The following is a 14776-nucleotide window of genomic DNA, read 5'->3' as shown; positions in this document are numbered from 1 at the left end:
CCTTACGTAGTGCGAGGGGTTTGAAGTCGACGCGTTGCGAACCCATTACCTCGCACGTAATCGACTTCCGGCCGCGCATCGCAGAACCTTCAGTCAGAGCTTGCAGCGAACCTTCAACTTCGCATTGGGCTCTGGATCAACCGATCAACTTTCTGAAGGAGTTTTGCAATGAATGCGCACACCGCTTTGGTCGACCGTTATTTCGACATCTGGAACGAAACCGACGCATCGCGTCGCAAGGAACTGATTGCCGCGACGTGGGCCAGCAATGCGACGTATGCCGACCCGTTGCTGTCCGCGCAGGCTCACGACGGCATCGACGCGATGATCCGCGCGGTGCATGAGCGTTTTCCGCAACACACGTTTCGCCGTACGACCGCGGTCGACAGTTTTGCGGACCGCTTGAGATTTTCGTGGGAATTGTCGACGCCGCAAGGTGTTTCGATTATCAAAGGATCCGATTTCGGCCAGGTCGATGCGAGCGGACGCTTGCAGGCCATAACCGGCTTTCTCGACGAAACGCCGGCCGCGCTTTGATACCCGCAGCTTGATCCAATTTGTTGCTGACAAGGAGAACTTCCAATGCATGAGCCCGCTGCCGCGCCACCCACCGCACGATTCGCGCGTGCGCTTGGCGTTGTCGATGCGCTGTCTGCCGCGATCGCGGGTTTTGCGCTATTCGCCGGCACGCGTGCGTTCGCGTTTCTCGCGATCGTCGCACTTCGCGAACCGGTGCTCGGCGGCACAGGGCTCATGCTGCTCGCGATGATCGGATGGGTCAGATGGTTTTGCCGGCATGTCGTCGTGGAGCGGCCGGCTACGCGGCGTGCGGCCGCGCAAGACGAGTCGCACGGCGAGCAAAAGTCGTCCGCTGCGCCCGCGGCGGCGGAGCAGGACTACGAGGGCTATGAGGGCTATGAGGGCTATGAGGGCTATGAGAACTACGCGGCTGCGTCGGATTCCTCATCGCTTGCCTGGCCGGTAGCGGCGGACCGTCCCAGCTGATGCGCACGATGCTACGTACCCACTCTCCATGCCGATCCTGCGTACACGAATCGCACTCAAAAACCGCCTGCCATTCCATACAGTGATGACTGATATTCAGGTGTGACATCCGCCTGAAAAACGTGACAAGATCTGCTGAAGCACTTGAGTAGTCGTTCTATCGCGCATTAAAGACGCGCGATAAATGCATTAAAAGTGCATTAACGCTGGCGCATTAATTAATGAATTGCGCTCATTCGAGTGATGAAGCAGAGGCATGGTTAACGTGATGACTGTAATTGCGTTTGCGGATCGCGCGCGCCCGGCCGGAGACGGTCATGCACAGTGAGCCCGCAGCGCCTGCTGTGACGATGGCGGAACGCGCAATCGTCTATGTGATCGACGACGACGATTCAGTGCGCGAAGCCATCGGCGCATTGCTGCGATCGGTCGGCATGCAGGTGGAAACCTTTTCGAGCGCGCACGAATTCTTCGCTTACGACATGCCGGATGTGCCTGCGTGTCTGATTCTCGACGTGCGATTGCGCGGGCAAAGCGGACTGGTCGTGCAGGAACAGATCGCCGCGCAACAGATGAGAATTCCGATTGTATTCATGACCGCACACGGCGATATCGCGATGTCGGTCAAGGCGATGAAGGCGGGCGCTGCCGATTTTCTCGCCAAGCCGTTTCGCGACCAGGATCTGCTCGATGCAGTGACGCTCGCGCTTGCCGACGACGAAGAGCGCCGCGAAGCCGATCGTTCGTTTGCGGAGTTGCGGCGCCGCTATGCGTCGCTGACGCCGCGCGAGCGGCAGGTGATGACGCGGGTCGTCAATGGTATGCGCAACCGGCAGATTGCCGAGGAAATGAACCTGAGCGAAAACACCACGAAGTTTCACCGCAACCAGGCGATGAAAAAGATGGAGTCGAAGTCGCTTGTCGATTTCGTGCTGATGGGCGGCGTGCTGGGCTTGCAGGAAGCGCCGCATCAAAAAAGCGGGGCTGGCGTATGAGCCAGCCCCGCCTTGCCACGCGCTGCGGCCGCGTGGATCTCAGTTCTTCACCACCGACGCCTGATAAATCTGATCGATCGTCGCGGAAAGCGTCGTATTGAATTCGTCGTCGCTCATCGATTTCTTCAGGTCGTTGATCAGCGCGCGCGAGAAGCTCGCGATCACGCCATGGTTCGACGTGAGGCGCTCGCACGCATCGTCGAGCGTATAGCCGCCCGACAGCGCGACCACGCGCACGACGCGCGGATGCTCGACGAGCGGAAGATAGAAGTCCGGCACCTCGGGCAGCGTGAGCTTCAGCATCACCTGGCTCGATTCGGGCAGTGCATTGAGGCCCTTGTGCAGTTCGGCGAGCAGCACCTTTTCGGCGCCGGCCTTATCGGGCGTCTTGATCGACACTTCCGGTTCGAGAATCGGCACGAGCCCGTGCTTGCCGATCTGCGCGCCGAATTCGAACTGCTGTTTGACGATCGCGGCAATGCCCGCCGCCGAATTCTGGTTGATCAGCGAACGCATTTTCGTACCGAAAATGCCGAGCTTCACCGCGCGCTCGAGCAGCGTATCGAGGCCGGGAATCGGTTTCATCAGACGAACGCCGTCGGCTTCCTCGACGAGTCCCTTGTCTACCTTCAGGAACGGCACCACGCCGCGGTTCTCCCACAGGAACGACGGGGCGGGTTTGCCCTCCACCTGGCCGTCCATCGTCATTTCGAACAGGATCGCGCCAATCACCTTGTCGCCCGTAAACGGCGGTGCGCTGATGATGCGCGCGCGCATCTCGTGCATGAGCCTGAACATGTCGGCGTCGCCGCTGTAGGCGTCGTCCGGAATTCCGTATTGCCGCAATGCGCCGGGCGTCGAGCCGCCGCTCTGATCGAGAGCGGCGATGAATCCCGGCTTGTCAGTCATCTGCGCAAGCATTTTGTCGTTTGCCATGAGCGTTTCTCCGTGAGCTAAAACAAAAATCGCTGCAAAGCGCACCCGCTAACGGGTCCGTTGAATCCGTCGATATGAAAGTGTACTGGCAATGGCGGGCGATCTCGTGAAATCGGCGAGACGCCGCGCTTGGCGGACTGCGCGGGGCCGTGCGCACGCGGCCGCACCTTTCGGTTTAGCCTTCGCAGTTAGCAACGTATGTGCCGCGCATTCCGTCCGCTTCGCCACGCTATCTCGCGCCTTAGGTGAAAACCCCGATAAGCGCGTGCGCGGAGCCCGAAGCCTTGTGCGGCGGGGCATCGGTGCTCGCAAGGCCGGTTGTCGATGAATCGTGGCGTGAAATCAACGTAACGCTACTTGTTAAGATCCTCTCATTAGCATACGATTGATTGCGAACAAACCATCAGCCGTTGCTGTGCATTGCACAAAACCGCGAACGTCTCATGCCCGAAGCTTCTACCCTGTCCTCCTCCGTCGTCGCGCTTGCGCGTGGCGCCGTCGTCCATCCCGCGCGCAACCCGGGCGCACCGTTCGATCCTTCGTGGTTCGACGACTTGCGGGTCAATCAGTCGGCCGTCGAGCGGCGTACCGCGACGCTCGGCACGCGCCGCACCGTCAAGAAAGATGCGCAGGCCGCGTGGCTGCTCAAGGCGATCACCTGCATCGATCTCACCACGCTGAACGGCGACGATACCGAAGGCCGCGTGCGGCGCCTGTGCGCGAAAGCGCGCCAGCCGGTGCGCGCGGACATCCTCGCCGAACTCGGCATCGCGCCGCACGGCATCACCACCGGGGCGGTGTGCGTGTATCACCGTTTTGTCGCTGCCGCGGTCGATGCACTGCGCGGCAGCGGTATTCCGGTGGCGGCCGTTTCGACGGGCTTCCCGGCGGGTCTTAATCCGCACGAGCTGAAACTGAAAGAGATCGAGGCGTCGGTTGCCGACGGCGCCGAGGAAATCGATATTGTCGTCACGCGCGAGTATGTGCTGACCGGCAACTGGCGCGCACTGTATGAAGAAGTGCGCGACTTTCGCGCCGCGTGCGGCCACGCGCATCTGAAGGCGATACTCGCGACCGGCGATATCCGCACGCTGTCGAACGTGGCCCGCGCATCGATGGTCTGCATGATGGCGGGCGCGGATTTCATCAAGACCTCGACGGGCAAGGAAGGCGTGAACGCCACGCTCGACGTGTCGCTCGTGATGGTCCGGATGATTCGCGAATATCACGCGCGCACCGGCGTGCTGATCGGCTTCAAGCCGGCCGGCGGCGTATCCGATGCGAAGACCGCGTTGCTCTATCAGATCCTGATGAAGGAAGAACTGGGCCGCGCGTGGCTCGAGCCCGAGCTGTTCCGGATCGGCGCGTCGAGCCTGCTTGCCGATATCGAGCGTCAGCTCGAGCATCACGCAAGCGGCCGTTACTCGTCCTTCAATCGCCACCCCGTTGCATAACGTTGCATCCGCAAGCATTCCGATTCTCATGAGCGTAGCCGAGTATTTTTCAACGATGGATTACGGTCCCGCACCGGAGGACGACAAGCCCGCGCGCGCGTGGCTTGCCCAGCATCACGGCGCCTTCGGTCATTTCATCGGCGGCGCGTGGCGCACGCCGTCTTCGGGCGAGCGTTTCGCGACGCACGAGCCGGCAACCGGCGACGAGCTCGCGCAGATCGCGCAGGGCGAAGCGGCCGACGTCGATGCGGCGGTCGCCGCCGCGCGTGCCGCGCAGCCCGCATGGCGTGCGCTTGGCGGCGCGGGGCGTGCGCGCCACCTGTATGCGCTGGCGCGCATGGTGCAACGGCACAGCCGTCTGTTCGCGGTGCTCGAGGCGCTCGATAACGGCAAGCCGATTCGCGAAACGCGCGACCTCGATATTCCGCTCGTCGCGCGGCACTTTCTGCATCACGCCGGCTGGGCGCAACTGCAGGACAGCGAATTCGCGGACTATTCGCCGCTCGGCGTGATCGGCCAGATCGTGCCGTGGAATTTCCCGTTGCTGATGCTCGCGTGGAAGATCGCGCCCGCGCTCGCCACCGGCAATTGCGTGGTGCTGAAGCCGGCCGAGTACACGCCGCTCACCGCCTTGCTGTTCGCCGAGCTCGCGCAGCGCGCCGGCTTGCCGCCGGGCGTGCTGAATGTGGTGACCGGCGACGGCCGCACCGGCGCGGCGCTCGTCGATCATCCGGACGTCGACAAGATCGCGTTCACGGGTTCGACCGAGGTCGGCCGCCTGATTCGCGAGGCCACGGCGGGCTCCGGCAAATCGCTGACGCTCGAACTCGGCGGCAAGTCGCCGTTTATCGTATTCGACGATGCGGACCTCGACGGCGCCGTCGAAGGCGTGGTCGACGCGATCTGGTTCAATCAGGGTCAGGTGTGCTGCGCGGGCTCGCGTCTGCTCGTCCAGGAAGGCATCGAAGCGCGCTTTATCGAAAAGCTGAAGCGCCGCATGGCGACGCTGCGCGTCGGCCCATCGCTCGACAAGGGCATCGATATCGGCGCGATCGTCGATCCGGTGCAACTCGAGCGGATCCAGTCGCTCGTCGAAGCGGGACGTCGCGAAGGTTGCCAGGTCTGGCAATCGTCGGAAACGGACGTGCCGAGCCAGGGCTGTTTCTATCCGCCGACGCTCGTGACCGGCGTCGCGCCCGCGTCGACGCTCGCCCAGGAAGAAATCTTCGGCCCCGTGCTGGTGACGATGAGCTTTCGCACGCCCGACGAAGCGGTTGCGCTTGCCAACAACACGCGTTACGGGCTCGCCGCGAGCGTGTGGAGCGAGACCATCGGACGCGCGCTCGATATCGCGCCGCGCCTTGCATGCGGCGTGGTCTGGGTCAACGCCACGAATCTGTTCGACGCGGCAGTCGGCTTCGGCGGCTATCGCGAGTCGGGCTATGGCCGCGAAGGCGGGCGCGAGGGCATTCACGAATACCTGAAGCCGAACGCCTGGCTTAATCTTCCGCAGCGGCGTGCGGTGCAACGCGTGGCAAGCGAAGCATTGACGGCCGACGCAGGGGTTGCATGGCAGTCGGACGATCCGTTCAACGTCGATCGCACCGCGAAGCTCTTTGTCGGCGGCAAGCAGGTGCGGCCGGACAGCGGCTATTCGCTGCCGGTGTATGCGGCGGACGGCTCGTTCGCGGGCGAAGTCGGCGCGGGCAATCGCAAGGACATTCGCAATGCGGTGGCGGCTGCGCGCGGCGCGCAGAAATGGTCGGGCACGACGGCGCACAATCGCGCGCAGGTGCTGTATTTCCTTGCCGAAAACCTCGCGGTGCGTTCGCACGAGTTTGTCGCGCAACTGATTGCACGGACGGGCGCAAGCGAAACGGAAGCACGCAGCGAAGTCGAAGCGTCGGTCAACCGACTCTTTACCTACGCGGCGTGGGCCGACAAGTATGACGGCGCTGTGCACGCGCCGCCGCTGCGCGGTGTCGCGCTGGCGATGCACGAACCGCTCGGCGTGATCGGCATTGCGTGTCCGGACGAAGCGCCGCTGCTCGCGTTCGTCTCGCTGGTTGCGCCGGCGCTGGCCATGGGCAATCGGGTGGTCGTCTTGCCGAGCGAGACGTGCCCGCTTGCCGCAACGGATTTTTATCAGGTCGTGGAAACATCGGATGTGCCGGCGGGCGTGCTGAATATCGTCACCGGCGAGCGGGCCGGTCTGCTCGACGCGCTTGCAAAACATGACGACGTCGACGCGCTCTGGTGTTTCGGCGAGGCAGGCGAATCGGCCAGGGTCGAGCGCGCGTCGACCGGCAACCTGAAGCGCACGTTCGTCGACTACGGGCGCCGCTTCGACTGGTTCGACCGCTCGACTGAAGGACAGGCGCTGCTGCGCCAGGCTGTGCAGGTGAAGAACATCTGGATACCGTACGGCGATTGATTCGCGTGATTGGCGGGGTCGTCAACCGGCCCCGCCAATCACGCGGCACGCCAACCGAACGGAGGAGACAACGTGCTGAAGAATGTGGACCCGCTGCTCAACGCCGACGTGCTGTACGCGCTGCGCGCGATGGGGCACGGCGACGAGCTCATCATTTGCGATGCAAATTTCCCCGCCGACTCCGTTGCGCGCGCAACGGTGCTCGGCAAGCTGCTGCGGATCGACGGCGCCGATGCGCCGCGCGCGATCCGCGCGGTCCTGTCCGTGCTGCCGCTCGACACCTTCGTCGACGATCCGGCGCTGCGCATGGAAGTGGTCGGCGAGCCGAACACGATTCCGGCCGTGCAGCGCGAGGCGCAAGCGGAAGTGAATGCGGCCGAAGGCCGTGAGCTCGCGTTCAGGTCGATCGAACGCTTCGCGTTTTACGAGCGCGCCCGCAAGGCGTATTGCGTGATCGCGACCGGCGAACAGCGCGGATATGGCTGTTTCGTATTCAAGAAAGGCGTGCAACTGGCGCCGGATGTCTCTGCTGCAAAGGACCAAAGCAAATGACCACGCAGTCGCAAGTGCAAGGCCGCGTGGTGATCCTCGGCATCTACGTGACCGATCTGACGTTTCGCGCCGAGCGCATGCCGCTGATCGGCGAAACGATTGCCGGCTCCGCCTTTGCCATGGGGCCCGGCGGCAAGGGCTCGAACCAGGCGGTCGCGGCCGCGCGCGCGGGCGCCGATGTGGTGTTCTGCACGCGCCTCGGCAACGACGCATTCGGCCAGATCGCGCAGGCAACATGGAAAGCCGAAGGCATCACGTCGCGCGCCAAGGTGGTCGAAGGCGCATCGACGGGCGCCGCGCATATCTTCGTCGACGAAACGACGGGCATGAACGCGATCATCGTCGCGTCGGGCGCCGCGGGCACCTTGAGCGCCGCCGATGTCGACGCGATCGAAGCCGATATCGCCAGTGCGCGCGTGTTCGTCACGCAGCTCGAACAGCCGGTTCCGGCCGCGAAGCGCGGCCTCGAAGTCGCGCGCAGGCATGGCGTGACGACGGTGTTCAATCCCGCGCCCGCGTTGCCGCTCGACGACGACATCTTCCCGCTGTGCGACTACATCACGCCGAACGAGACGGAAACCGCGGCGCTGACCGGCATGCCCGTCAATAGCGTCGACGAGGCGCGCCGCGCCGCCGACGTGCTGCTGAAAAAGGGCGTCGGCACCGTGATCGTCACGCTCGGCGAAGCCGGTGCGCTGCTGCACTCGGCCAGGCAATCGGTGTTCGTGGCCGCGTATCGCTGCGGACGTGTCGTCGAAACGGCGGGCGCCGGCGACGGCTTCACCGGCGGCTTCGCGGCAGCGCTGGCGCGCGGCGAAGATCCCGTTGCGGCGATGCGCTTCGGTTGCGCGCTCGCGGGAATCTCGGTGACGCGTCCCGGTACCGCGCCGTCGATGCCGACGCGCCGGGAAATCGATGAAGTGCTCGGCCGCGAGGCCGAGGCAGCACGCTAAACGCGGGCGAACAGATCAGTCGTAAGGAAGGCGCGAATGAACGGATCTCTTCTCGCAAGATGGTTTCATGACCGGCAGCTGAACTTTCTGCTCGCCGTGAATCTGGTGGTCGTGCTGGTCGCGATCGGGCTGTCGCATGGCGCGTTTGTCGGTATCGACAATCTGCAGTCGATGGGTGCGCAACTTCCCGAAATCGCGTTGCTCGCGCTCGGCATCATGCTGTCGATGCTGTCGGGCAACGGCGGCATCGACCTGTCCGGTGTCGGGCTCGCGAATCTGTCGGGCATGATCGCGGCACTGATCGTGCCGAAGTTCGTGAGCGGCGACGATTCGCCGGCGCTGTTTACGGCGCTGTTCTGCGTAATCGTGCTGGTTGCGGGGCTGCTCGGCGGCCTGCTGAACGGCGTCATCATCGCCCGCCTCAAGCTCACGCCGATTCTTTGTACGCTCGGCACGCAGCTGCTGTTTACGGGCATCGCCGTGGCGCTCAGCAATGGCGCGTCGGTGCACGTCGATTATGTCGAACCGCTCTCCAACATCGGCAACGGCACGTTTTTCCAGGTGCCGATCCAGTTCATCATCTTCATGGCGGCCGTGGTCCTGCTCGGCTGGTTACTACGGCGCACGCCGTTCGGCCTGCGTCTTTATCTGATGGGCACGAATCAGCGCGCCGCGTTCTATGCGGGCATTCCGCGCGACCGGATGCTGATCATCACCTACACGATGTGCGGCGTGCTCGCGTCGCTGGCCGGGCTGGTCAGCGTGTCGCACACGCTGAGCGCGAAGTGGGACTACGGCAATTCGTATCTGCTGATCGCGATCCTGATCGCGGTGATGGGCGGGGTGAATCCGGCCGGCGGTTACGGACGCATCATCTGCGTTTTCTTCGCCGCAACCGTCTTGCAGTTTCTGTCGAGCCTGTTCAATCTGCTCGGCGTCTCGCAGTTTTTCGGCGATTGCGCGTGGGGCTTTCTGCTGCTGCTGTCGCTTGCATTCGCGGGCGGCGTGCGGGTTCGTGCGATCTTCGGTATCGGCGAAAAGTCGGCACAACCCGGCGGCGAGCGTGAAGCGCGCGGCTAACGCGCAGCAATGAATTCGGGCGGGCGACGTGCCTCGGGCGTCCGTCTTCGTCAATCGTGGGGCATCAACGAATAAAGACAGGAGACAACTCATATGAAATCCGTACGATTCAGCGTTGCCCTCACAGCATGCGCACTCGCCGCCGGTATCGCGGCCACCGCCTATGCGGCAACGAATGAAACGATTGTCACGGTGGTCAAGGTGACGGGCATCAGCTGGTTCAACCGGATGGACGAAGGGGTCAAGGAGTTCGGCAAGGAGAACCCGGGCGTGACGGTCTACCAGACGGGGCCGGGGCGCGCCGACGCCGCGCAGCAACTGAAGATTATCGAAGACCTGATCGCGAAGAAGGTGAATGCGATCGCGGTCGTTCCGTATGATCCGCCGACGCTCGAACCCGCGCTCAAGAAAGCGATGGACCGCGGCATCAAGGTCGTCACGCACGAAGCGGACAACGAGAAGAACACGAATGTCGACGTCGAGGCGTTCGACAACAGCGAGTACGGCGCCGCGCTCAACGAGCGGCTCGCCTCGTGCATGCATAGCGAAGGCAAGTGGGCCACGCTGGTCGGCTCGCTCGGCAGCCGCTCGCAGGTGCAATGGGCCGACGGCGGCATCGCCAATGCGGCGAAGAAGTATCCGAAGATGCAGCTCGTCGAGAAGAACCTCGAGACCAATAACGACGGCGAGCGCGCGTACGAAGTCGCGAAGGAAGTGCTGCGCAAGCATCCGGACCTGAAGGGCTTCCAGGGCTCGTCGTCGCTCGACGTGATCGGCATCGGCCGCGCGGTCGAGGAATCGGGCCTGCAGGGCAAGATCTGCGTCTACGGCACGGGTCTGCCGACCGAGGCGGGCAAGTTCCTCGAAAGCGGTGCGATCAACGGCATCGCGTTCTGGGATCCGAAGCTCGCGGGCATTGCGATGAACAAGGTCGCGAAGATGCTGCTCGACGGCAAGACGGTCGAAAACGGCGCGAACCTCGGTCTGCCGGGCTACGAGAAGGTAACCGTGTCGAAAGGGCCGGGCAAGGGCATCATCGTTCGCGGTCAGGGCTGGGTCAGCGTCGACAAATCGAACTACAAGCAGTACTCGTTCTAAGCAGGATGGGTCGATATTTCGAACCCGCTTTGTTCCTGTCCCTGACTCTTGTATTACCGCGCATCCGCGCCACGTCATGCAGTGTGCAGTGTGTTTTATCCGGGCGTGGATGCGCGTTTGAAGACTAACGGCTTCGTATCATGAATTCACCCGTTTCCTCGACACCGTTTCTCGAAGTGGTCGGCGTGCATAAGCGCTTTACCGGCGTGCATGCGCTGCGCGGCGTGAGCCTGTCGTTCCAGCGCGGGCAGATCTATCACCTGCTCGGCGAAAACGGTTGCGGCAAGAGCACGCTGATCAAGATCATCTCGGGCGCGCAGCCGCCCGACGAAGGCGAACTCGTGATCGAAGGCGTGCGGCATGCGCGCCTGTCGGCGCTCGAGTCGCTCGCCGCCGGCATCGAGACCGTGTATCAGGATCTGTCGTTGCTGCCGAACATGAGCGTCGCGGAAAACGTTGCGCTCACAACCGAACTGGCCGAGCACAACGGGCGCCTTGCGCGCACGTTCGATCGCAAGGCGCTCACTGAAACAGCCAGGCGCGCGCTGCATGCGGTCGGCTTGCCCGGCGACCCCGAATTCCAGGCGACGCTGATCGAGCAATTGCCGCTTGCGACGCGCCAGCTCGTCGCGATCGCGCGTGCGATCGCGAGCGAGGCGAAGTTCGTGATCATGGACGAACCGACCACCTCGCTTACCCAGAAGGAAGTCGACAACCTGATCGCCGTGCTCGCCAATCTGCGCGCGCAAGGCGTGACAGTGCTGTTTGTGAGCCACAAGCTCGACGAATGCTATGCGATCGGCGGCGAAGTGATCGTGCTGCGCGACGGCCAGAAAATGGCGCAAGGCCCGATCGAGCAGTACACGAAAGCGCAGATCAGCGAACTGATGACGGGACGGCAACTGTCGAACGAGCGTTACCGCGAAGGCAACGTGGGCGTCGGCAGCGAGGTCGTGCTCGACGTCAGGCATCTGACGCGCGCGGGGCAGTTCAGCGATGTGTCGTTCCCCTTGCATCGCGGCGAAATTCTCGGCGTGACGGGGCTGCTCGATTCGGGCCGCAACGAACTCGCGCGAGCGCTCGCCGGCGTCGCGCCGGCCGAAAGCGGCGAGCTGACGCTCGACGGCAACGCGATTACCGTGCGCACGCCGTCCGATGCGAAGCAACACCGCATCGGTTACGTGCCTGAAGACCGCCTCAACGAAGGCCTTTTTCTCGACAAGCCGATTCGCGACAACGTCATTACCGCGATGATCTCGAGCTTGCGCGACCGCTTCGGCCAGATCGACCGCGCGCGTGCGCAGGCGCTCGCGGTGCAAACGGTGAAGGAACTGCAGATCGCCACCCCCGATGTCGACAAGCCCGTGCAGTCGCTGTCGGGTGGCAACCAGCAGCGCGTGCTGATCGGCCGCTGGCTGGCGATCGACCCGCGCGTGCTGATTCTGCACGGCCCGACGGTCGGCGTCGATGTCGGTTCGAAGGACATCATCTATCGCATCATGCAGCGGCTGTCGCAGCAGGGCATCGGCATCATTCTGATTAGCGACGATTTGCCCGAGCTGCTGCAGAACTGCGACCGTATTCTGATGATGAAGAAGGGCCGCGTGGCGAACGAATACCGCGCGGACCAGTTGCACGAAGCGGACCTTTACCACGCCCTGCTGTCGGAAGCGGCTTGAGTGTTTGCAGCGGCGTATTCAGCGCTTCGAAGTTTTAAAGCTTAAAGGAAGTCAACGATGTCATCGAGCGTGAACCGGACCATGGCCACTCCCAACGTCGTCAAAATCGCACCCGAGGTCAAGCCTCCGAGTTGGCGCACGCGTCTTGCGCGCCAGCCGGAATGGTTTACCTTCGCGCTGATCGTCGTGGCGTGCGTGATCGTCGGCGCGATCAATCCGCGCTTTTTTCAGCTCGCGACGCTGTTCGACCTGCTGCATTCGGCGACGACGGTGTCGCTATTCGCGCTCGGCACGCTCGTCGTGCTTGCGTCGGGCGGCATCGACGTGTCGTTCACCGCGATCGCCGCGCTGACGATGTACGCGATCACGAAAGCGGTGTTCGCGTGGTGGCCCGATGCACCGTTCGCGCTGATTCTGCTGACCGGCGCGGTCGGCGGCATTGTGCTTGGGCTGATTAACGGCGTGCTGGTCTATCGGCTCAAGGCGCCGTCGCTGATCGTGACGATCGGCACGCAATACCTGTATCGCGGGATCCTGCTGACCTTCGTCGGCACGGTGTTCTTTATGAACATCCCGCACAGCATGGATCACTTCGGTCGCATTCCACTGTTTTTCTATCACACCGCGGATGGATTGCGCGCGGTGCTGCCGGCTTCGGTGCTCGCGCTCGTGATTGCCGCGGTGGTGACGTGGTGGCTGCTCAATCGCACGATGATGGGACGCGGTGTCTATGCAATGGGCGGCAGTCTTGCGATTGCCGAACGGCTCGGCTACAACCTGCGTGCGATTCACCTGTTTGTGTTCGGCTATACGGGGATGCTCGCCGGTATCGCGGGCATTCTGCATGTGTCGAACAACCGGCTCGCGAATCCGTTCGATCTGGTGGGCACGGAACTCGATGTGATCGCGGCGGTGATTCTGGGCGGCGCACGCATTACCGGCGGCACCGGCACGGTGGCGGGCACGCTGCTTGGCGTCGTGCTCGTGACGCTGATCAATAACGTGCTGATCCTGGTCGGCGTGCCGAGCACCTGGCAGAAGGTGATTATCGGTGCGTTTATTCTGATCGCGGGCACGCTGTTCGCGCTGCAGCGCAAGAAGTAGTAAGCGCGAGCGTTTCAATGCCAGTACGCCGGCCTGATTTGGCCTTTATTTGCGCCGGCGTGCTTCCTGTCCCTTCTCGGTGATGATCGAGTTGAAGTCGTCGATCTGCGAAAAACGCACCGCCTTCACCACGCCGAACTTGCTGCTGTCCACCACGAGATGGCTTTCGACCGCGCTCGCCATCGCGGCCTGCTTCAGCGCGACCTCGTGAAAATTCCAGCATGTGACGCCGCGGGCCGTGTCGACACCGCCCGCCGAAATAAACGCCTTGTTGATGCCCATGCGGCGCAGCACTTCAATGCTTTCCTCGCCGGAGAACGAATCCGACGACGGCACATAGACGCCGCCTAGCAGAATCATCCGCACATTCGGCTTGCGCCGCAGAATTTCCGCCACGTTCAGCGAGTAGCAGACGACCGTCACATTGGTTTCCGCCGGGATCAGGCGCGCGAGCGTAGTGAGCGTCGTGCCGCAGTCGATGAAGATCGTTTCGTTGCTGGCGATCAGGCCCGCGGCAATCGACGAGGCTTCAGCCTTCGCCTGCGCGAAGTGGTCCTTTTCCTCTTCGAGCGAATAGCCGGCATTATTGGGCACGTCGGTCGCGCTGACGATATAGCCGCCGAGATAAGTGAATTTTCCTGGACTCGCGGCGATATCGCGGCGCACCGTCATTTCCGAAACGCCGAGCAGTGACGCCGCATCGCGCAGACGCATCACGCTTTGCCTTGCCAATGCATCGGCAAGCACACGCAGACGTTCAGTTTTGAGCATGGAAATCCTTGGGGCGACGCGTTGGGGGCGCGTCAGGATGTGGCGTTAGATTTTGTTCGGGCTTATGAGAGGATTATAACAACCCATGTGACGGGCAGTGGATTAAAAAGCGCGTTTCAAAGCGCTTTTTTACGTGGCACGCGTACTTTTTTGCCGTGGTCCATACGCATGGCATACAACGACGCTGGCGAACCCGCCGCGCGAATCAGGGAACCGACGCTTTTTCGCAAGGTCTTCTGCATATTTGAAAGGAAGGGGGTTATCCATGTCGCGTGCCGTCGAGTCCGGCGTGATTTTCCTTGCGCGTGTTGCACTTGCGGTGCTGTTCCTCTGGGGCGCAGCGATGAAAGGGCTCGGCTATGCAAGCTTTGTCGGTTATCTGCAGGCGATGGGCGTGCCTTTCGTGACATTCGCGGCGCCGCTTGTCATCGCCATCGAACTGCTTGGCGGCATTTTCCTCGTGGTCGGTTGGCGCATTCGCGCGGTCGGTTTGATTCTTGCGATGTACACGGTGGCGACCGCGATTCTCGGGCATGATTTCTGGAATGTCACGGACGCCGCCCTGCAGCGCGACATGGTCGTGCATTTCTGGAAGAACATCGCGATTGCAGGCGGCTTCCTGTTATTGACCGTGACCGGCGCGGGGCGCATCAGCATCGATGGTGCGCGGGCACCGCGCAGCGGGCTGAGCCTCTAATGTGATCGGGCGGTATCG

At 62.8% G+C, this 14776-nt stretch carries 14 protein-coding genes; 12 read left to right on the top strand and 2 right to left on the bottom strand.

Features of this window, described 5'->3' with window-relative positions; translation table 11 throughout:
- Nucleotides 1-168 precede the first annotated feature (168 nt).
- The 3 genes from ACYPXD_RS27440 (at nt 169) to ACYPXD_RS27430 (ending at nt 2000) form a co-directional block, all read left to right on the top strand.
- Complete coding sequence (locus ACYPXD_RS27440) at nt 169-537, top strand: nuclear transport factor 2 family protein (RefSeq protein WP_459718855.1); 369 nt, start codon at nt 169-171, stop codon at nt 535-537.
- Nucleotides 538-582: 45 nt separating this feature from the next.
- On the top strand, nt 583-1005 hold the full coding sequence (locus ACYPXD_RS27435; RefSeq protein ID WP_459718851.1) for a hypothetical protein: 423 nt from the start codon (nt 583-585) through the stop codon (nt 1003-1005).
- 317 nt (nt 1006-1322) lie between these two features.
- On the top strand, nt 1323-2000 hold the full coding sequence (locus ACYPXD_RS27430; protein WP_459718848.1) for a response regulator transcription factor: 678 nt from the start codon (nt 1323-1325) through the stop codon (nt 1998-2000).
- 39 nt (nt 2001-2039) lie between these two features.
- Here the strand turns inward: ACYPXD_RS27430 and ACYPXD_RS27425 are convergent, their stop codons facing one another.
- Nucleotides 2040-2936: a fructose bisphosphate aldolase gene (locus tag ACYPXD_RS27425; protein ID WP_459718845.1), complete on the bottom strand. Its 897-nt coding sequence runs from the start codon at nt 2934-2936 to the stop codon at nt 2040-2042.
- Between the two features lie 443 nt (nt 2937-3379).
- Between ACYPXD_RS27425 and deoC the strand changes: the two genes are divergently transcribed.
- From deoC to ACYPXD_RS27385, 8 genes are all read left to right on the top strand, one after another.
- Nucleotides 3380-4390 (top strand): deoxyribose-phosphate aldolase, encoded by a 1011-nt coding sequence (deoC, locus tag ACYPXD_RS27420; RefSeq protein WP_459718842.1) that lies wholly within the window; start codon nt 3380-3382, stop codon nt 4388-4390.
- A 28-nt stretch (nt 4391-4418) separates the two neighbouring features.
- Entirely contained in the window at nt 4419-6824 is a 2406-nt protein-coding gene (locus tag ACYPXD_RS27415; protein WP_459718840.1) for an aldehyde dehydrogenase family protein, read from the top strand.
- A 72-nt stretch (nt 6825-6896) separates the two neighbouring features.
- Nucleotides 6897-7376: an RbsD/FucU family protein gene (locus tag ACYPXD_RS27410; protein ID WP_459718837.1), complete on the top strand. Its 480-nt coding sequence runs from the start codon at nt 6897-6899 to the stop codon at nt 7374-7376.
- Nucleotides 7373-8329: a ribokinase gene (rbsK, locus tag ACYPXD_RS27405; RefSeq protein ID WP_459718835.1), complete on the top strand. Its 957-nt coding sequence runs from the start codon at nt 7373-7375 to the stop codon at nt 8327-8329. Before ACYPXD_RS27410 ends, rbsK begins: the two co-directional genes overlap by 4 nt.
- 36 nt (nt 8330-8365) lie before the next feature.
- The gene (locus tag ACYPXD_RS27400) at nt 8366-9409 is read left to right on the top strand and encodes an ABC transporter permease (RefSeq protein WP_459718832.1); all 1044 of its coding nucleotides are present in this window, start codon (nt 8366-8368) and stop codon (nt 9407-9409) included.
- 93 nt (nt 9410-9502) lie between these two features.
- Nucleotides 9503-10507: a substrate-binding domain-containing protein gene (locus ACYPXD_RS27395; RefSeq protein ID WP_459718829.1), complete on the top strand. Its 1005-nt coding sequence runs from the start codon at nt 9503-9505 to the stop codon at nt 10505-10507.
- A 140-nt stretch (nt 10508-10647) separates the two neighbouring features.
- On the top strand, nt 10648-12186 hold the full coding sequence (locus ACYPXD_RS27390; protein ID WP_459718826.1) for a sugar ABC transporter ATP-binding protein: 1539 nt from the start codon (nt 10648-10650) through the stop codon (nt 12184-12186).
- 57 nt (nt 12187-12243) lie between these two features.
- Nucleotides 12244-13290: an ABC transporter permease gene (locus tag ACYPXD_RS27385; RefSeq protein WP_459718823.1), complete on the top strand. Its 1047-nt coding sequence runs from the start codon at nt 12244-12246 to the stop codon at nt 13288-13290.
- A 45-nt stretch (nt 13291-13335) separates the two neighbouring features.
- Here ACYPXD_RS27385 and ACYPXD_RS27380 read toward each other — a convergent pair whose 3' ends face one another.
- Nucleotides 13336-14061 (bottom strand): DeoR/GlpR family DNA-binding transcription regulator, encoded by a 726-nt coding sequence (locus ACYPXD_RS27380; protein ID WP_459718820.1) that lies wholly within the window; start codon nt 14059-14061, stop codon nt 13336-13338.
- 265 nt (nt 14062-14326) lie between these two features.
- On the opposite strand from ACYPXD_RS27380, the gene ACYPXD_RS27375 reads away from it, so the two are divergent.
- Entirely contained in the window at nt 14327-14758 is a 432-nt protein-coding gene (locus tag ACYPXD_RS27375) for a DoxX family protein (RefSeq protein WP_459718817.1), read from the top strand.
- The last annotated feature ends 18 nt before the right edge of the window (nt 14759-14776 follow it).

The organism is Paraburkholderia sp. 2C (genome assembly GCF_054589215.1).
This window is presented reverse-complemented; position numbering and strand designations above follow the sequence as displayed.